Here is a 20,457-nt window from a genome sequence, read left to right on the forward strand (position 1 = left end):
TTAAGTCTTTTTAAGTGCGAATTATTTTATTTGATAATTTTATTAAAATTTATCTTGACTCTTCATAGTTGGTCTCCTTGTAACTTTCAATTTTTTTTAGCTTTTTCATAAAATAAATGATTTTTTAATATCCAACCTTCACAGCTCCCATCGCCCAAGAACTGCTAATTTGTTTATTATAGACACCCCAATTATCTATGCATTTATAATATCCTGTATAAATACCTGTTTCATAATACTGGTATACAGTTACCCAATGATTTCCATATGATGAGCCGTTAGAGTTTAACAAACCAACACAAATTGGTCGTAGAGTAGAACATTCATTAGAAACGGTGGAGAATGGGTTTGTAAGAGTAAATGTAGGCTTTACATATTTGTTAGGGCTATATTTACTAATAAAACCGCTTATTCCAGTGGAAACAAAATTTGGTATAGTGTTGGTCGAAAATGGAGTTTCACTAATCATTTTAGTAATTAGAGAACCAGGAGAGGTACTATTTACTTTACGTATACTATCAGGGATTAAATCATACCCAATATAATCATCATAGTATGCTAGCATTATTGATGCTGCGATAGGGCCACATACATTTGAAGTGTTTCTCCAACTTGTACCGTTATATCTTGAAAATCTTGTTTCCGAAATCCCTCTCCAAGATGCTGTAGCACGTGTTTTTCCAGAAATAGGAGAAACCTCATTTAAAAACTTACGATTTTTATCTTGTAATTCTATCAAATTATCATCACTTCTTAGTTTAGAGTTTGTAACAGGCTCTTTAGAGTTAATGTCTATCATAGTATTTCCATCTTTATATATGTAATTTAAAGGGCCATAATAATACAACATTTTATCCATAAACTTTTCATAAGGATTACTATTGTTAGCAAGAGAAAATTCTGAAATAGCTCCATTATTGACGTTTGAAATTATATAGCCATGATTTCCGGTCTGTATCAAGGTATAGTTTTCATCGTTATTTATATCATAAAGTGGCAGATAAGTATCAAATATTAATTCATTTGGATCAATATTTTCATCTAATAAAAGGATTTGTTCTTTAACATTTTTTAAATATTCAGATGTTAAATTAGTGGATGCATACAATTTAGAAAATGGAATTGATACATATGATAAGCATAGAAAAGATAAAAGCAATATCTTCATTAAAGTAATCATATGGTTTATGAGGCTTAATGAATATAAGCCCTGAAGGCATTATATTAAAATTATAGATTTTAATTTTCCTTCCCTCCCTTTTTTTGCGTATATACTATATACCTACAAATACATATATAGTATATAATGCATAACCCATAATTATAATCCCTATATTTATTATCAGTATAACATTTCATTATTGAGAAAGCAAAGATTTACAGCAAATAAAAATTCAAAATGAATATTTGAATCTAAAGATAATAAAACATACATTTGTAAATGCATATCAGTAATTTTAAGAATTTTAAAGAAGAGTTCTTATAGTGTCTGGTGTCTTATAGTGGAGAATATTCTTGTTCTATGACTATGCGAAAGTTTATCGAATATTTTGATGGGGAGATGAGATAATATAAAGGAATATTTTGGGATGATTTGCTTTATTTTGAGATTACATTTTGTGATTTTGGAATATTTTTATCCGATATTCTCTTATGTATAATGAAGGGAGGTAATTAGATGGATGAAATGATTCCAAAAGATATGGAGTTTAAAGATTTAAATCACGATGTTTGTGGGAGGGCAAGTGATGTCAGCTATTGATTTAGCAGAATTGTAAGGTGTTGATTCTACAAAACGAAATACAGAAGCATACATCGGGACAAATGCAAAACTTGTCATCAATGAAAAGCTTATGACTCATGGGAAACAAGAGGCAATCTCTGATGTATCCGTTCATTTAAATGGAGAAGATAGTGTGGTTCAAATTGTTTCACGCTCTGTTGGAAAAGATGAATCTATACAAACCTTTCATCCAATTGCTGTTGGAAACAACAAATCACGTGCACACATACAATGTGATTCTATCATTATGGATCATGCAAAAATCAGTAGCATTCCAGAAATAGCCGCAAATCATGTGGATGCAGAAATCATTCATGAGGCTGCCATTGGAAAAATTAATAACGACCAGTTGTTGAAACTGCAAACATTCGGTTTAGATAGTGAAGAAGCAGAAAAAGTAATCGTTGAAGGTTTCCTAAAATAAAGAAAAAAAGATATCTCAAGTCATCCGTACTTATTAGGAATGATACATAAAGAGATATCTTTTTCTATACTAGAATTTTATTTGAAATGGGGGCATTCAAATACTTTGATGTACTTTTTAAAAAGTTGCTAATAGGTATGGTTTGTGTTATAAATAAAAGAGGAGGGTGGGAGCTATGTTTCTTTATATTATTACTGATAATGATTTGGTTGGAAAAGAATTACTGGGGATATTAAACGAATTCTATAGTAACAAGTATGATATCTTACTACAGGAATCATTTGATGATTTAAATATACAACATTGTAAAGGTGTAATTCTTGATATAAATCTATTGTCGAATATAACGAACTGCGAATTTATATTGAGATTTGCTAGTATACCGTTTGTATTCTTAGCTGAGGATACAAATCCCTATAAAGATAAAGTGGAGTTTAGCTTTATTAATAAATCCCAGTTGGATAAAGATTTAAGCGCGATACTTTCTAATTTTGAAATGAAAGAAACAGATAAGCGAGAATTCATTATATATCAGCATGGTGTTCGTTATAAAATTGCATTCTCAGATATTGTTCACATATTTCATGATGGAAATTATATTCGTTTTGTAGATAAAAATAACAAAAGCTACAAGAAAAGAGGAAGTGTCATTGATATAATTACTTTCTTACCTAATTGTTTTTTTGAAGTATCTTACCATACGTTTGTTAATTGCGATTATGTTTTCAAATATGATGATAAATTATCGATAATTACATTGGATAATAATGCAGTGATTACAGTTTCTAGGACAAAGAAAAAAGAGATAAAAGAAGCTCTTAATTTTATAAATAGTAATTACATATATGATTTAGTACCTAAAAAGTAATAGAGTAATACCAAAGCATTGAAATAAAACTAAGATATTATATAATTCAATTAAAGTAGAAGCTTGTATTTCAGGAATATAAGTTAAACATTCTAAACGCTTCTTTTTTATCCTGGGTTTGTTGGCTACGGAAAGGAGAAGACCATGAGTAAATTAATGAAATCATTTTTTGCAGTAGGAATCTTCTTATCTGCGTTTGGTATTATCGGAGTAAGTGCTGGTGGAGGGTATTATGGACATAATTCTAGGATGAATGGAACTGTTGGATATGCAACGTCAACATGCTCTTCAAATTCTGCTTCTGTATCATATACTTTGCAAAAAAGTAAAGCAGCGGGTGCAGTATATTTGCTCACCACTAACGGAAGTACCATTGCTTCTTGCTCGGAGAGTACTGTTGGTAGAAGTTGCTCAGTTTCAACATACAATTCAGGTTATTTGGGTTCTAATCATCAACATAGCTTTGGTGATGCTTATATTTACTGATATATGCTGTAGTAGGCAAATTCGACTTAGAATTTGCCTATTATCCATTTTTTATAGCAAATGATTATTTAGTAATTAACATTCAAAAGGTAAAAGAGTTGGAATTCATTAAGGAGGGGAGTATATGAAAAAATTACTATATATAATTACTGTTATATTATCGATGCTAGTGTTTTATAACAGTTTTTCAGCAGAGAGTTTTGTGAACAAAACAGAGATTCAATCATTGAATTATAGCATAGGAACTACTATCTCAAAAAAGCCCTATATCCTTGGCTTCCCTCAAAATCCAATATCTTCACAGAGTAGAGAAAATATCATTCAAAGTTTTCTTGAATTTGCTAAGGAACATGATTTAATATTGATAAGTAGTGAAGATATAACACAGAATTTTATCACTGCGAAGGAAGTGTATCTTTACTCACAAAATGAAAGCATTCTCAAAAATATTCCTTTAGAGAAAACAAATACTATAGATTTTTCAAGAAATTCAAATCATTATATAAGCACTGATATGTATGATGAGAATGCCATGAATCACTATGACTTTATAGATAAGGCATTTAAAGAAAGTGAAAAGAAGGAGATTGTTCGTATCTATCAGATGGAACAATATATTGACAAGTTTATTGACAAAGAAAATTTTGGTATTGGAATACTATGTGAAAATCCAGAAAGTGTAAAGGAGTTAATTCCTAATTCTTCAATATCACAATATGTTCCTAATATTGATGCATTACCACCTGCATCTGAAGTTATGCCATTTGAAACTGACAACAATCAAAGTGTTCTGTATGCGTTGATTCTAATTATTTTCGTCTTATTTATGTTGTTGATTTTTTGCTATATTTCGAGGAGTAGAAAAGAAATTGGCATTCGTTATTTGATGGGAAGTAAGACTTCTAAGATTACAAGAAAGATGTTCATGAAAACACTTATGTTTTGTATAATTTTATATGCAATCATACAAATCGTCTTATTTTATTTCTTCTGTGGATCTGTACGTCTAGTAAATGAAAATTTAGTTCGAATTTTATTCTACTACTATATCATTTTTATACTGGCGAATGTTTTATCCTATATTATCGCGCGTATCATGATACAGAGATATACGATATCAACGATCTTGAAAAGTAAAAAGTCTAATCAAATTATCGTCGATGTTAATTTGATATTAAAGGCGATTATGACCTGTTTTATCATTGGGCCATTCTTGAGTGTGATGCCTTTTGTGTTAGGTAAAGGTTCCATGTATCTTACATTAGTTCAGAATAAATCTGAAATTGAGAAATATGCAACTATGTCTTCTATGGATAATGGAGGTAACATAAGAGAAAACGAACGAATGTTATATGAAATTGGCAATGCATATGGGGCAATTTATGAAGACTTTGATACCTATCTAATGGTATCTAATGTAGGAGACAATGAAACTAATGAAGTTATTTACCCGCATATTACAGTGAACAAAAATTATCTGAAGGATTATCAAATATACAATGTGAATGGAGAAAAAATTGATATCAATGATTATGGTGAGAAGTATACATACTTCATTCCTGAAACCTGTGATTATGATAAAGCTGATATCAAAGGTTTGAATGATTATGGCGGGGTCGTTGTTAAAATAAAAAATCCACCAACTATGTACTCACATGCTGCTTTAGGTCTATGGGGATCCATCGATCATCAAATTATTCTTTTGTTACCGGATAAACCAAAATATTTCAGTAGTTTTGGATCATGGAAATTTTATATTCCTCTGGGTGAATCTATGACCTTATTTCAAAATGAATTAAAGAAAACAGATATGAATGGAAGAGTGTTTTTCTCAGACAATGCAATTCCTTTGGCGACTACTCTAAGTGACTACCAATACCAGATTTTACAAGGAGCATTGTTGGTAACTGTTTATTTATCAACTTATATTGCATTTACGTATCTTACACTATCCTTGTATTTTGAAGAAAACAAAAAACAATTATCATTGCGGTATTTATATGGTAGAAGTTTCTTTCAAAGATATGGGAAATTCCTTTTGTTAAATGCCTCAATCTATCTTGTTCCAGTGATGCTTTCCTTCGTATGGTTGCATTTGAACCTTCTACATGTAATTGCTTATGTTTTATTCTTTGGAGTTGTAGAGTTAGGAATCGCACTTTATAGAATCTATAAATTTCAGAAAAACGGTATTGCATACGTTTTGAAAGGAGAATGACATACTGGTCGATGAAATAAATCATTTCATGATATTATAGGTTCGAAGATTTTATAATCTGATTAATGATTTGACTTACATTATGGAAATATAAGATAAACATTCTTTATTCAAACAACACACAGTAATGAATTACTTGCTCTCATAACGCAAAAACTATTATAAGATATGCTTTATGTATAGATGAATGACATATACATAGGAGGAAAATATGAAAAAACTATTATATATTATTACGATTATCTTATCTATGCTAATATTTTATAACAATTTTTCATCTGAGAGCTATATCAATAAAGCTAACATACAAATGATAAATTATAAGATAGGAACTGTTATCACAACAAAGCCATATATACTTGGATTGCCTCAAAATGTTGATTCACCTCAAAATAGAGAAGAATTCATTACTACAATGATTGAGTTTGCTAGAGAAAATAATCTTACATTGGTTACTAGTAAAATATTTACGGAAGAATTTGTAACAAATACCGAAACGTACATTTTTTCCAAAGATAAAGATATATTGAAAAAATTGTCAATGATTAGTAATGAAAAAATAGATTTTTCAAAAGATACAAACAAATATATTTCTACGGATAGATACGATACGAAAGCATATAATTATTATGATTATATAGATAAAATGTTTAATAATACAAGAAAAAAAGAAGTTGTTCGGATTTATCAAATGGAACAATACATCCAAAAATTTAGCAATGAAGAGTCATTGGGAATTGGGATACTATGTGAAAATCCAGAAAGTGTAAAGGAGTTAATTGCTAATTCTCCATTATCACAATATGTTCCTAATATTGATGCATTACCACCTGCATCTGAAGTTATGCCATTTGAAACTGACAACAATCAAAGTGTTCTGTATGCGTTGATTCTAATTATTTTCGTCTTATTTATGCTATTGATTTTTTGCTATATTTCGCGGAGTAGAAAAGAAATAGGCATTCGTTATTTGATGGGAAGTAAGACTTCTAAGATTACAAGAAAGATGTTCATGAATACACTTATGTTTTGTATAATTTTATATGCAATCATACAAATCGTCTTATTTTATTTCTTCTGTGGATCTGTACGTCTAATAAATGAAAATTTAGTTCGAATTTTATTCTACTACTACATTATTTTTATACTGGCGAATGTTTTATCCTATATTATCGCGCGTATCATGATACAAAGATATACGATATCAACGATCTTGAAAAGTAAAAAGTCTAATCAAATTATCGTCGATGTTAATTTGATATTAAAGGCGATTATGACTTGCTTTATTATTGGACCATTCTTAAGCATGATACCCTCTGTATTGAGTGATAGTTATGATTATATTGAATTCATACAAAGAAAATCTGAAATAGAAAAATATGCATTCATGACATCCTTAGATTATGGAGAACATGCAATCGCAAATCAGCGAACACTTTATGAATTAGGCACAAAACATGGCGCAATATACGAAGATTTTGCGACCTATCAATTACAAAATGAAATGGAAATAAAGACAACAGATAAACCTATATATCCATTTATAACTGTAAACAAAAATTATTTGAAAGAGTACGAATTATATGATACTGATGGCAAAGGAATCAGCATAAACGATTATGGAAAAAAATATACATACTTTATACCAGAAACTTGTAGTTATGATAAAGCTGATATCTTTGGTTTAAATGATTACGGAGGAGTTGTTGTTAAAATTAAAGATCCAAAGACAATGTATCCACATAACGCATCTGGGTTTTTGACATCGTTAAAGAATCCAATCATTGTTTTAATGCCTGATGACTTTGATTCTTTTGATACGATTGGTTCTTGGGATAATTATGTTCCTCTGGGTGAATCTATGACCTTATTTCAAAATGAATTAAAGAAAACAGATATGAATGGAAGAGTGTTTTTCTCAGACAATGCAATTCCTTTGGCGACTACTCTAAGTGACTACCAATACCAGATTTTACAAGGAGCATTGTTGGTAACTGTTTATTTATCAACTTATATTGCATTTACGTATCTTACACTATCCTTGTATTTTGAAGAAAACAAAAAACAATTATCATTGCGATATTTATATGGTAGAAGTTTCTTTCAAAGATATGGGAAATTCCTTTTGTTAAATGCCTCAATCTATCTTGTTCCAGTGATGCTTTCCTTCGTATGGTTGCATTTGAACCTTCTACATGTAATTGCTTATGTTTTATTCTTTGGAGTTGTAGAGTTAGGAATCGCACTTTATAGAATCTATAAATTTCAGAAAAACGGTATTGTAAACGTTTTGAAAGGAGAATGATGATGAACGTTGTTAAAGTGAGCCGATTAAGTAAGTCATTCAATGATGTAAAAGTTTTTGAAGATTTTAATTTAGAAATAGAAGAAGGTACAATCACTATTATCAATGGTCCTAGTGGTTGTGGGAAATCAACGCTTTTGAATATGCTAGGTTTGTTAGATAAACCAGATAAGGGAGATATTACATTGTTTGGAATATCGGGAATAAAACCTTTTAGTAAAAAGGCAGAAAAAATGCTTACGGAAAAACTTGGTTACCTTTTTCAAAACTTCGCCTTAGTTGAAGATGAAACAGTGGAATATAATTTATTGCTAGCGATGGAAAATTTAAAAGGAATTGATAAAAAGGCGGTTATAGGTGAAGCATTAGCACGTGTTGGACTTAAGGACTATGAAAAAAAGAAAATATATAAGTGTAGTGGAGGAGAACAGCAGAGAGTTGCCATTGCGCGTTTATTATTGAAACCTTGTGAGTTGGTATTAGCAGATGAGCCTACTGGTAGTCTGGATGCTGAAAATAAGATGTTAGTAGTTTCTTTATTAAAAGAACTACAACAGATGGGGAAAACGATTATTATTGTTACTCATGATCAGGAACTAATGGGAATCGGTAATAACCATATAAAATTAACAAGTTTGCGAACTGCATAGATTTTATCATTGGTTAAATCAGGAAAAGATGAAACACAGATAGACACATCTAACTGTAGTAAATGTGGCATACTCTTGAAAGGTGTCAAAAATGAATTTCCACTTTATGTATTGACCTTCATCTAAGACGAGGGTTTATACTACATATGGAGGTGGTTTATATGAAAATAAAAGAATTAGCAAGGATGGCAGGTATGGAGGAAAACGTACTTCGCTTCTATGAAAAGAAAGGACTTTTATCTCCAAAACGCGATGATAATAGTTATCGTAATTATGATATCCAAGACTATCATATTCTTATGATTATACGTTTGTATCGTAAAATGGATTTTTCGATCGCTCAAATAAAAGAAATGCTATATGGTGAAGAAAGTAAAAATCCAATGGAACTCTTTTTTCATCAACAAGCCGCATTGAATCAGCAAATCAAAGAACTTAGTGTAATACGTGAGGGAATCAACCAATGTTTAGATGAAATGTTAGTCGATGAACATCAACAAGAAGTCATTACAACCCTATTACAAAATACCGCAGATCAACTTCAAACCCTACACTCCTGGGAAGATGAATGGGATTTCGATACATGGGCAGAACATTATGATGAAGATGTACATAAACCAGTTGGTGATGGATTAAAGTTTTATGAGCATTACGAAGAGGTATTGGATACATGTGCACAAGTTGTTTGTGAAGAGAATGGACATGTATTAGAGATAGGTATTGGTACAGGTAATCTTGCGCAAAGAATTGCTAAGAAACAACCAATTACAGGCATTGATCAATCCATTAAAATGCTTATGATTACAAAACGAAAATATCCAAACATTCCTGTACGAACAGGAACCTATGGAAACATTCCATTCAAAGAGAATAGCTTTTCTACAGTTGTTTCTTCTTATGCATTTCACCATAATAATGACCAAGAAAAAGTGAGAGCTGTGCAAGAGATGGATCGTGTTTTATGTAACAATGGAAGGATTATCATCTGTGACTTTATGTTTCAAGATGCACAGGATGAAAAAGTATTTAAGGAAACTTGTTCACCACAAGAAAAAATCGAGGTAGAAGATGAATATTTTGCCCATATTGATAAACTAAAGAACATATTTCATAAGTTACACTATCGTTGTGAAGTTCTTGTATTAGAACATCACCTCCATATTTTGACTGCCTACAAGACTGAAAATTTATGAAAATAAAAAAATAGGTTGCAATTTGCTTACATGTGTGTATAATAATGTACATAAACAGTGAACAGAAGTAGTAACTATGGATGCCCTTATAGAGAGTTGCCAAATGGTGAAAAGGCAATAGGATGGAAGTAGTGAACGTGTCTGGGAGTTAAATTGGCAAAGGATAACCTGAGACAATTTCGTATACCATACGTTACATGGGTTGAGAGCTGATAACAATGTTATCAGAAATAAGGTGGTACCGCGTAAATTTACGTCCTTGTAGTTAATACAAGGGCGTTTTGTTTTATATACTTAGTATAAAGGAGGGAATCATATGAGCTTTAATTTTGAAATTATCAAAGATTACTGGCAATTAATCATCAGTGGAATGCCTTTGATTCTAGCATTATCGTTGATTGCGGCATTGTTAGGGACAAGCATTGGTCTTGCGACTGTATTTTTACGAAAAAAGGGATTCCTGTTTGAAAAGATCGTTGCTGGTTATATCGATATATTTCGAGGAACTCCAGTCTATGTTCAACTTGCGTTCTTCTATTTTGGATTACCAAGCTTATTTCCGGGATTAAATATTTCCGCATTTGTAAGTGCGTTTGTTATTTTCTCCTTAAACTCAGGAGCATACTTATCAGAAATTATCCGTGCTGGTGTAGAGAACATCGACAAAGGGCAGATAGAGGCAGCGAAAGCGTTGGGTGTTAGTAAAACAGATATCGCAAAAGATATCATCTTACCACTTGCTTTCCGTAATGTACTTCCTGCAGTCGTGAATGAATTTATCACGCTTACCAAGGAAACTGCAATTGTAAGTGTCATTGGTTTACACGATATGATGTACTACAACAATGCAGTAAACAGTAAGTTCTACTCTATGTTTGAACCAATGTTGGTGGTATTCATCGCTTACTACTTAATGAATAAGGTACTAAGCTTTATGGGAAAACTTATAGAAAGGAAGTTGAAATATGATTAGAGTTGAAAATCTATATAAAGAATATAGTGAAACTGTAAAAGTACTCTTTGATGTCAATTTCACTTTTGAAGATTCTAAAACCTATGCGATTATAGGAAGTAGTGGTGGAGGTAAATCCACATTAATCCGTTGTTTGAATTTATTAGAAGAGCCAACCAGTGGTGGTGTATATTTCAATGATATTAAAATTAATGATCCTTCCACAAACCTTGCGCAAGTACGTGAAAAGGTTGGAATGGTATTTCAAAACTTCAATCTATTTGAACATATGAAAGCATTAGATAACGTAACGTATGCGTTAAAGAAAGTAAAAGGCATAAACAAAGAAGAAGCAGATAAAAAAGGCGTTGCCTTACTTGAGAAAGTAGGTTTAGGACATCGTATAGATGCATATCCCCATCAGTTAAGTGGAGGAGAGAAACAACGCTGTGCCATCGCTAGAGCACTTGCCATGGAACCTGAAGTACTATTGTTTGATGAACCAACAAGTGCCTTAGATCCAGAGATGACAAGTGAAGTATTAAAGGTTCTACAAGATTTGAATCATACAGGAATGACCATGATCGTAGTTACCCATGAAATGAATTTCGCAAAACATGTGGCAGACTATGTAATATACATGGATAAGGGAAACATTGAAGAATGTAGTAAAGCAGAAGAATTCTTTGAAAATCCAAAGACGAGAAGAGCAAAAGAATTCTTATCAAACATGATTTAATAAAAACAGGAGGAAAGAAAGATGAAAAAATTATTAGGAATTGCTTTAATTGCAGGTTTATTAGTTACGGGATGTGGATCTAGTGACACAGAAAAAGAAGCTGGAAAAGACAAATTGGTGGTATTAACAAACTCAGGTTACCCTCCATATGAAGAATTGGATAAAGAAGGAAACTTATATGGTTTTGATATTGATGTGATGAACCAAGCTGCTAAAATTGCTGGATATGAAATCGAAATCAAAGACGTTGACTTTGATTCTATCATTCCATCTATCAAAACAGGGAAAGCGGATATTGCCATCGCTGGTATCACTCCATCAAAAGAAAGAAAAAAATCAGTAGACTTCTCTGATGTATACTATTCAGGAGAAGATTCACAAAACTACTTGTTATACAAAGAAGCAAGTGGAATTAAGACACAAGATGATTTAGCTGGTAAAACAATTGGATGTCAAAGTGGTACTGTTCAATTTGAAGCCGCAACATATTTCCAAGATAATGTTGGTTCAAAAGTAGATGCGAAAAAAGACTATGCATCTATCATCGCAGAAATCAACAAAGGAAATAACGACGCTGCTATCGTAGAAAAAGCAGTTGCTCAAGAATTCTCCGCAAAAGATGCTGAATTCAAATATTTCAAAATCGAAGGACTTGCTGCTCTAGAAGGAAATGCAATGGCATTCAAACAAGGATCATCTTTAAAAGAAGAATTCAACAAAGCAATTCAAGAAATGAAAGATAATGGCGATATGCAAAAACTTATCGACAAATATTTCAATAAAAAATAAAACAAAGAAAGAGATATACTCCATAGTTTATACATTGGTAGTGTATCTCTTTTATTTATGATGAAAAGGAAAATACATAAATAGTAGAAAAAAACGAATCAACTTGATGTTGATTCGCATAAGTTTGTTGCATATGACTCTGTTTCTTTGGCATGAAATTCTCCTGCCCATTCAAATCCTTTTTTTGCCATAATGACCGCAATCACTTCGTTGATAACGGCAGCTGCCGCAATCGTTCCTTGCACGATCTGTGCGCTTTCAAATGCAGGTACACTAAGTACTGATACCGCAATACCAGTAAAGACGAGAGATACACCAGAATGAGGTAATAGAGTAAATCCTAGATATTTCTTAACGGTGGTAGGGGAGTTGGTAATACTTGCGCCAAAGTAAGCACCAACGTATTTGCCTATACCTCTTGATAGGATGTAAATCGCGGTAAATAAACCTGCCCCAAAAATCAAGTGATAATCCAAAGGAGCACCTAAGTTTAAAATAACAATGATCATAGAGAAGCCCAAGAATGGATTGAACGCTTCCATAATTTGATCTAATCTTTCTCCTGAAATCATGTTAGCAAATGTTGTAGAAAATGACATTCCCATCAACATGAAATTTAACACAGGTTTAGGCATCAAATATTCATTACATACAAACCCAATTCCAGCACATAAGAGTAAGGTCAAGATTAAGTACGTAAGAGAAGTAGTGTTGTTGTTATCTTTCTTTAGTAAACGACCTGCAATAAATCCTGGAAGTATCCCAATGAGGATAGGAAGTAGAACAGTTAAGACAATCATATAGATAGGAATGTTTTGATCTGATACGCGTGTTGCCACAACGGAAATCACAGTAAAGAACACAATCACGCCAACCATATCGTCTAATGCGGCCATAGGAATGAGTGTCTTCGTAACAGGTCCATCCGTTTTAAATTCTCTAACAACGGATAAAGCAGGAGCTGGTGCTGTGGCTAAAGCAATACCTCCAAAGATAAGTGCTAAATAAAGCGGGATGTTTGTGAAGTAGAATACGATAGCAAAGACTAGACTTACAAAGAAGAAAGTACCAAGGGATTGTGTAAGGGTTGTGATGATGATTTGTTTCCCCATAATTCGAATTCTTTTCCAAACCAATTCTGTACCAATTAATAATCCGACACTGCATTCTAATATATGAATAAGAGTTTCATACCATGAGGTTTGTAGTAAATCGGTGTTGATGATGGAAAGAGCGTGAGGACCAACCATCATTCCTGTAAGTAACCATCCTAAAATAGCAGGGAGTTTAATTTTTGAGACAAGCTTTCCTACAAAGAAGGCAAGTAGGATAGAAAGTAATAGTCTAATGATGAGTAGATTCATGTGTAGTGTTCTCCTTTACGATTCCATATAATAACATATCGATCATTTTTCCTAGTTTTGTTTCGTGTTCTTTCATGAGGGTATCAAAATCAACCCCTTCGTATATTTTATTGCCCCAATCGTTGTGGAACATATCTTGAAAGTAGGTAAAATACATAAGGGAGTCTTCTTGTGTGATTCCTTGACGAAGAGTGACATGTTGTAAGATGTTTGAGAATTGAATTACATTGAAGGCATCAAAGTCTTTTCGTATATCTTTGATTTGATTGATCAAATGCTTTGGTGGTTGTAAGATAGCGTGGAAAAAGAATTGACCATATGCAGGGTTTTCATGAAAGAACTGAACACGCAAATTTAGGTAGTTCTTTAGATACGTATTCACATCTTTTATATTGGTGTCTATTCGAGATAAATAATCACTTAGTTTTTGAAAACATGCACTTGTACATTGTAAGTAAAGATCATCTTTATTTTTAAAGTTATGATAGATGAGTCCTTTTGATATATTGTACTCGTTACATACATTATTTAAAGAAGCGCCTTCATAGCTTTTACTTCCAAACTCAAGGATTGCGGCGTGCAATATTTTATCGTATGTTGCTTTGCTTTTTTCTGCTTGTTTCATCATATACCTCCAATAATTGACTGTGTGGTCTATTTTAACATAAATAAACTAGGTGGTCAATTATTGGGTTAAAAAAAGCTACGATTTTTTTCGTAGCTTTACATCTTCTTGATTTCTTCTGCAATTTCTTTTCCTGCTTCAACAAGAGCATCCAAATCTTCTTCGCTCGGTGTATAGTTTTGCGCAAGAATCTTATCGTTAAGTAATGGAATACCAGCTTTTTCAATGCGTTCATTTATTTGTTTGGTAATCCCGTTAAACCAACCATAGGAACCAAATCCTAGCGCTTTTTTACCTTTTACTTTACAGCTAATCAAACGTTCCATGAATCCTGCAATACTAGAAGCCATGGTATTGTTGTAGTTTCCACTTCCTACTAAGATTACTTTTGCGTCTAGTAATTCTTTCATAATAACGGCTGGAGAAGTCTGTGAGCATTTGAATACTTTTACGCATACACCATTTCTTCCCAATCCTTCTGCTAAAGCCTCGGCCATCATTTGTGTATGTTTCCAAACACTCTCATAAACAATCACTGCTTTATCTACGGATTGAAATGTCGCAAATCCTTGATAAGCTTCCATGAGTTCTTTTACGTAAGTTCTCCAAATGATTCCATGTGCTGGAGCAATCATATCAATTTCAATTCCCATATCTTGTATCTGTTTTAATTTACCTGCGACTTGTGTACCATATGGCATAACGATGTTCGCATAATAATCTTTTGCTTTATCAATACATTTTGATACACCATGTGCATCATCGAAGATATCAAAGCTTGCGATATGTTGTCCAAAGGCATCGTTAGAGAATGCAATCTTTTGTTCCTTTACATAGGTTAACATATTGTCAGGCCAATGAATCATAGGCATTTCCACAAAGGTTAACGTATTCTTTCCAGTGCATAAAGTATCTCCACTTTTTACCTTGTGATAGTTATAATCTTTGAAGTATTGTTTTAACATGATACCAACACCAGCATTGCTTGCGTAAGGCTTTGCCTTTGGGTAAACTTCCATTAGCTTCATAAACCCACCAGAGTGATCTGGTTCCGCATGTTGTACAATCACATTGTCAATTGGCTTATCTTGAATAACTGAGCGAACACGTTCCATCATCACATCAAAAAATTCTTCTTCTACTGTATCAATTAGGGTTATTTCTTCATCCACGATCAGATAGGCATTGTAACTAGTACCTTCTGATATAGGGAATAAATCTCCATGAAAATGACGACAGTTAAAATCATGAACACCAACCCAGTACATATTTTCTTTTATTTGTATTGCTTTTCTCATATGAACTCACCTCTTCTATTATTTTAATATGATAACCCTCACTTGTCCACTTATTTGATAAGGAATTCACGAGCCTTGAAGAAAGGATTTGAAAACAAGAATGTACTGTGAATTTTATGATAAATAATAGTGTTGATTTGTCATCTTTTGCATTTTTTAACGAAAAGCGTATCTTATTTAAAAATAAACTTGCATTTGCGTTTAAAAAAAGGAGTATGGGGAGTATAATAAAAGTAATAAACAAGGAGGAACTCTAGATGATTATACAAAGTAAGAGAGTTTGGGTTTTAGGACAATTTTTAGAAGCACAAGTTGAAATCGAAGACGGAAAGATTAAAAACGTCTTAGCGTATGGTACAAAACCAGCAGATAAAGATTATGGAAACAGAAGAATAGTACCAGGGTTCATTGATATTCACACACATGGTGCTTATGGATATGATACAAACGATGCAACAGAAGAAGGGCTTCGTAACTGGATGAAAAATATTACAGAAGAAGGTGTTACGGGTATTCTTCCAACAACTATTACACAAAGTGAAGAAGTACTTACAAACGCTGTGAAGAATGTTGCAAAAGTAGTAAAAGATGGATATGAAGGTGCAGAAATATTGGGTATTCACTTTGAAGGACCATATCTTGATATGGTATACAAAGGAGCACAACCTGAACAATTTATCGCAAAACCAAGTGTCGAACAATTCAAACGTTATCAAGATGCTGCGGATGGATTGATTAAAATTATTACAATGGCAACTGAACAAGATGATGATTTTGCGTTAACAAAATATTGTGCAGCCAATGGTGTTGTAGTTAGTATGGGACATTCTGCAGCTACGTATGAAGAAGCAAGCATGGGGATTGCGAATGGCGCAAAATCTATGACACATATCTTTAATGGTATGACTGCATTCCATCACCGTAAACCAGGTTTGGTAGGAGCAGCAATGCGCTTTCGCGATACGTATGGAGAAGTCATCTGTGATGGAAATCACTCAGAACTTGCGGCATTAAATGATTTGTTTATGGCGAAGGGAAGAGACTATACCATCATGATTACAGATGCCTTAATGGTAAAAGGATTACCAGTAGGGACAAAAGTATTATTCGGTGGAAATGAAATTGAATTATATGCGGATGGAAGTGCACATCTTACATCTACAAAGAACTTAGCAGGTTCAACGCTAAAAGTGAACCAGGGTCTTCAAGTATTGGTAGAAAAAGCAATGATTCCATGGGATTATGCAATCAATTCTTGTACCTTAAATCCAGCAAGATTATTAGGTGTAGATGATCGTAAAGGAAAGATTGTCGCAGGACATGATGCAGATATCGTTGTCTTGAATGATGATTATTCTGTAGAGATGACTTATATCAGAGGAAAACAAGCATTTTAAGAACGATGAAGAGCTGAGAAATCAGCTCTTTTATAAACTCATATCCACATAATCTAACATAATTTCGACATATTTAAAATGAAATATTTTCGTATACTAAAGGTGCAAGTAAAGAACAACTTGCATGTATGAAATACTCCCTCAAAAATTTTTCATACTTTCTCCCTTTCATAAATGATAATATACAAAGAAGATGTTTCCCCAAGACATCTTTTTTGTTTGTGTACCCCTTTGATTTAAGATATAATAGAACTTGAAATGAGGGTTCGCTATGAAACAAATAAAGGCAATTTTTTTTGATGTAGATTCTACAATGTATTCTCATCAAAATCATGATTTACCAGAAAGTACAAAACAAGCACTAACGAAGTTGAAAGAAAAAGGATATAAAATCGCAGTCGCGACAAGTCGTTGTCGTTGCGAACTTGATAATCTTCCATCCTTTTTTCGCTCTTTTGACTTTGATGCGAAGATATTTGATGGGGGAGCACTTGTGCTTGCGAAAGATACCTGCATTGATCAACACCCCATACATCCCTTACAAGTAGAAAAACTTGTAAAGCTCTCTGAAGAAGAAGGATTTACAATGCGTTATTCGACCATGAATGGAGATTATTTTGATCGTAAAAGCACATGGCGCATTGAAGATGAGTTCTTTCGTTTATACTTAAATATACCAAAAGTCAAAACATATGAAGGGGAAGATGTTTTCAATATGTTAGCGTATATCGAAAATGATGAACAAGAAAAGAAACTACGCCAACAATTGGATCGTTGTGCCATTGTAAAACATAGCAGTGGAACATTTGAAATCACAGCGTATGGAATTGATAAGAGTATAGGAGTTAAAAAGTTGTGTGAGCATTGGGGCATTGATATGGAAGAAGTGGCATGTTTTGGTGATGGCGCAAATGACGTGATTATGTTACAAGAAGCGGGACTTGGAATTGCGATGGGAAATGGAAATCCTAAGGCAAAAGAAGCTGCTGATATTGTTTGTGGACATATTGATGAAGATGGCGTTTATAAGATTTGTGAAGAATTGCATTTATTCTGAAATTCAAGGAGGACAATGAAATGAAATTACAGAATGATCGTTATGAAGTTACCTTTGTGAACAAAGGTGGAGAAATTCAAAGTTTTACAGATAAACAAACAGGGATACAATATATGTGGCAAGGAGATGAAGCAAACTGGTCTGGTAAGAATCCTAGTTTATTTCCTATCATTGGTAATACATTCTCAAAAACATATGAAATCGATGGAAAAGAATATGCGATGAATAATCACGGATTGATTCGTGGATTGGATTTAACATGTGTTAAGGATGATGGCGAAGAAGTCATTATGGAATTGTGTAGTGATGAAGATACGCTTGCAAAATATCCATTCCCATTTCATTATGAAATCAGTTATCGTTTACAGGATAATCGTTTAACGATTACGTATCGCATTACAAATACAGGGGATCAAGAGATGCCATTTACCTTTGGATTACATCCAGGGTTTAATTGTCCTCTTACCAGAGATGAAAACTTTGAGGATTATACGTTAAAGTTTTCAAGCCCTGAAGATTTTGAACAATTGATCTTTGACCCGAAAAAAGAAACTCCGTATACATTAGAAAAAATACAACTACAAGAGATTCCTTGTGATTATGATTTAATTGAAAAGTATGCGACCCTTGTCTATAAACACCCAAAGAGTTCTTATATGACTTTAGAAGGGAAACAAGGACATGGTGTGCATGTATCCTTAAGTGGATATCCATACATCGCGATATGGACCGCAAAACAAGGGGCACCATTTATTTGTATTGAACCTTGGTATGGACATGGAGATTTTAGTAAAGTAGATGTAGATTTCTATCATCGTGAAGGTACCATGATATTATCTCCTAATAAAACATTTACAACTGCGTATACAATTGAAGTTTTCTAGCTTTAAAAAATACAAAGAATATCACGCGATTATGATTCATTAAGAATTGTAAAATTACTAATAACTAGCTTTAAAAGACTTCACATGCCTATGAATTAGAGGTATAATAAGTACGTGTAATAGCAGGAGGAGACTTGAAATGAAAGTAATCAAAGTAAAAAATTACGAAGAAGTAAGCAAAGAAGCATTCAATGTAATGAAAGAAGTTGTTACAAATAAGAAAGATGCAGTTCTTGGGTTGGCTACAGGATCTAGTCCTATTGGGCTTTATGAAAACATGATCAAAGATCATAAAGAAAATGGAACAAGCTATGCGGCTTGTCAGTCTTTCAATCTTGATGAATATGTAGGAATCGATCGTAATCACGAACAGTCATATTGGACATTCATGCATGAAAATTTATTCCATGGAATTAATCTTCCAGAAGATAAAATTCATGTACCATTTGGAAGTACAAAAGAAGATTGTGAAGCATACGAAAAAGCAATGGAAAATGTAAGCGTAGATGTACAAGTATTAGGAATCGGTGGGAATGGTCACATTGGTTTTAACGAACCAGGAACTCCATTCAGCGAAGAAACTCACATCGTAGAATTAACAGAGAAAACACGTCAAGACAATGCACGTTTCTTTGAAGATGATATGAACAAAGTACCTACTCATGCGATTACAATGGGTATTGCGACAATCATGAAAGCAAACAAAATTTTATTAGTGGCAAGTGGCGCTAACAAAGCAGACGCAGTTGCGGCAATGGTAAATGGAGCTGTTGATGAAGCATGTCCAGCATCCGTTTTACAGAACCATAAAGATGTTGTAGTAATTGTGGATGAAGCTGCAGCAGCAAAATTATAAGATAAGGAAGTAGACCATTTTGGTTTACTTTTTTTCGTGTGCCGGGCATGGCATACATCTAAGTGGTGAAAGTCCACTGTGGAGGTTTAGTCGCTAACCACTAGTCGAAGACAAGGGTGTCCATCGTGAGATGGAATCTGAAGGAAGTCCTAGGCGAAATACCGACTTGAGGGACACGAATCACATCAGGCGAGGCAAGTAGGACGAGTATGCGAAACAATACAAATCCAAAAGACTATGAAAGAAAAGAGATGCTTGGAGCGTAAATGTGGCAGGTACATGGTAGGAAAGATGTATGACCTTACCCCGGGAGGCCTTACTAGCGAAATAGTAGTAACAACGAATAGTAAGGAGTCAGCAAGTGTAGTAGTAGCTATGAAGTTACGGTAATGCGTAATGAGCAAAGGACACTACAGTATAGAAGTATACAAAAGATTTAATTGCGAGTATTACCTCAAAAGTGTTAGGTTTAGCCAAATGTGCTATGATACACGGTAATACATGACGAAAGAAAGGAAGGTATGCAATATGGAATTACTAGAAGAAATCTTAAGTGATGAAAACCTAGA

At 33.2% G+C, this 20,457-nt stretch carries 18 protein-coding genes and 1 other annotated feature; of the genes, 14 read left to right on the forward strand and 4 right to left on the reverse strand.

What is annotated here, in order from left to right; translation table 11 throughout:
• Positions 1–124 precede the first annotated feature (124 nt).
• Positions 125–1,180: a cysteine peptidase gene (locus ACWG42_RS10445; protein WP_455792147.1), complete on the reverse strand. Its 1,056-nt coding sequence runs from the start codon at positions 1,178–1,180 to the stop codon at positions 125–127.
• 634 nt (positions 1,181–1,814) lie between these two features.
• Between ACWG42_RS10445 and ACWG42_RS10450 the strand changes: the two genes are divergently transcribed.
• The 10 genes from ACWG42_RS10450 to ACWG42_RS10495 all read left to right on the forward strand — a co-directional run bounded on the left by ACWG42_RS10450 (position 1,815) and on the right by ACWG42_RS10495 (position 12,407).
• Positions 1,815–2,207, forward strand: a complete 393-nt coding sequence (locus ACWG42_RS10450; protein WP_455792176.1) for a SufB/SufD family protein — start codon at positions 1,815–1,817, stop codon at positions 2,205–2,207.
• 175 nt (positions 2,208–2,382) lie between these two features.
• The gene (locus ACWG42_RS10455; RefSeq protein ID WP_455792149.1) at positions 2,383–3,075 is read left to right on the forward strand and encodes a LytTR family transcriptional regulator DNA-binding domain-containing protein; all 693 of its coding nucleotides are present in this window, start codon (positions 2,383–2,385) and stop codon (positions 3,073–3,075) included.
• Between the two features lie 144 nt (positions 3,076–3,219).
• Positions 3,220–3,561 (forward strand): hypothetical protein, encoded by a 342-nt coding sequence (locus ACWG42_RS10460; protein ID WP_455792151.1) that lies wholly within the window; start codon positions 3,220–3,222, stop codon positions 3,559–3,561.
• Positions 3,562–3,685: 124 nt separating this feature from the next.
• Positions 3,686–5,779, forward strand: a complete 2,094-nt coding sequence (locus ACWG42_RS10465; RefSeq protein ID WP_455792152.1) for a DUF1430 domain-containing protein — start codon at positions 3,686–3,688, stop codon at positions 5,777–5,779.
• Between the two features lie 211 nt (positions 5,780–5,990).
• On the forward strand, positions 5,991–8,084 hold the full coding sequence (locus ACWG42_RS10470; protein ID WP_455792154.1) for a DUF1430 domain-containing protein: 2,094 nt from the start codon (positions 5,991–5,993) through the stop codon (positions 8,082–8,084).
• Positions 8,085–8,086: 2 nt separating this feature from the next.
• Entirely contained in the window at positions 8,087–8,734 is a 648-nt protein-coding gene (locus ACWG42_RS10475; protein WP_455792155.1) for an ATP-binding cassette domain-containing protein, read from the forward strand.
• 161 nt (positions 8,735–8,895) lie between these two features.
• Complete coding sequence (locus ACWG42_RS10480; RefSeq protein ID WP_455792157.1) at positions 8,896–9,927, forward strand: MerR family transcriptional regulator; 1,032 nt, start codon at positions 8,896–8,898, stop codon at positions 9,925–9,927.
• Positions 9,928–9,975: 48 nt separating this feature from the next.
• Positions 9,976–10,191: a binding site (T-box leader), on the forward strand.
• 52 nt (positions 10,192–10,243) lie between these two features.
• Positions 10,244–10,900: an amino acid ABC transporter permease gene (locus ACWG42_RS10485; protein ID WP_455792159.1), complete on the forward strand. Its 657-nt coding sequence runs from the start codon at positions 10,244–10,246 to the stop codon at positions 10,898–10,900.
• Complete coding sequence (locus ACWG42_RS10490; protein WP_455792161.1) at positions 10,893–11,618, forward strand: amino acid ABC transporter ATP-binding protein; 726 nt, start codon at positions 10,893–10,895, stop codon at positions 11,616–11,618. Before ACWG42_RS10485 ends, ACWG42_RS10490 begins: the two co-directional genes overlap by 8 nt.
• A 21-nt stretch (positions 11,619–11,639) precedes the next feature.
• Positions 11,640–12,407: a transporter substrate-binding domain-containing protein gene (locus ACWG42_RS10495; protein WP_455792163.1), complete on the forward strand. Its 768-nt coding sequence runs from the start codon at positions 11,640–11,642 to the stop codon at positions 12,405–12,407.
• A 98-nt stretch (positions 12,408–12,505) separates the two neighbouring features.
• Here ACWG42_RS10495 and ACWG42_RS10500 read toward each other — a convergent pair whose 3' ends face one another.
• The 3 genes from ACWG42_RS10500 to ACWG42_RS10510 form a co-directional block, all read right to left on the reverse strand.
• A complete protein-coding gene (locus tag ACWG42_RS10500; protein ID WP_455792165.1) occupies positions 12,506–13,771 on the reverse strand; it encodes a cation:proton antiporter in 1,266 nt (421 codons plus the stop codon).
• A complete protein-coding gene (locus tag ACWG42_RS10505; RefSeq protein WP_455792167.1) occupies positions 13,752–14,396 on the reverse strand; it encodes a TetR/AcrR family transcriptional regulator in 645 nt (214 codons plus the stop codon). Before ACWG42_RS10505 ends, ACWG42_RS10500 begins: the two co-directional genes overlap by 20 nt.
• 98 nt (positions 14,397–14,494) lie before the next feature.
• On the reverse strand, positions 14,495–15,694 hold the full coding sequence (locus tag ACWG42_RS10510) for an FprA family A-type flavoprotein (protein ID WP_455792168.1): 1,200 nt from the start codon (positions 15,692–15,694) through the stop codon (positions 14,495–14,497).
• A gap of 257 nt (positions 15,695–15,951) precedes the next feature.
• On the opposite strand from ACWG42_RS10510, the gene nagA reads away from it, so the two are divergent.
• From nagA to nagB, 4 genes are all read left to right on the forward strand, one after another.
• On the forward strand, positions 15,952–17,091 hold the full coding sequence (gene nagA, locus ACWG42_RS10515) for an N-acetylglucosamine-6-phosphate deacetylase (RefSeq protein WP_455792170.1): 1,140 nt from the start codon (positions 15,952–15,954) through the stop codon (positions 17,089–17,091).
• Positions 17,092–17,362: 271 nt separating this feature from the next.
• Positions 17,363–18,148, forward strand: a complete 786-nt coding sequence (locus ACWG42_RS10520) for an HAD family hydrolase (RefSeq protein ID WP_455792172.1) — start codon at positions 17,363–17,365, stop codon at positions 18,146–18,148.
• Between the two features lie 20 nt (positions 18,149–18,168).
• The gene (locus ACWG42_RS10525) at positions 18,169–19,032 is read left to right on the forward strand and encodes an aldose 1-epimerase family protein (protein WP_455792173.1); all 864 of its coding nucleotides are present in this window, start codon (positions 18,169–18,171) and stop codon (positions 19,030–19,032) included.
• Positions 19,033–19,171: 139 nt separating this feature from the next.
• Positions 19,172–19,888, forward strand: coding sequence for a glucosamine-6-phosphate deaminase (nagB, locus tag ACWG42_RS10530; RefSeq protein WP_455792175.1), 717 nt, complete (start codon positions 19,172–19,174; stop codon positions 19,886–19,888).
• Positions 19,889–20,457 lie beyond the last annotated feature (569 nt).

Source organism: Amedibacillus sp. YH-ame10 (assembly GCF_053848885.1).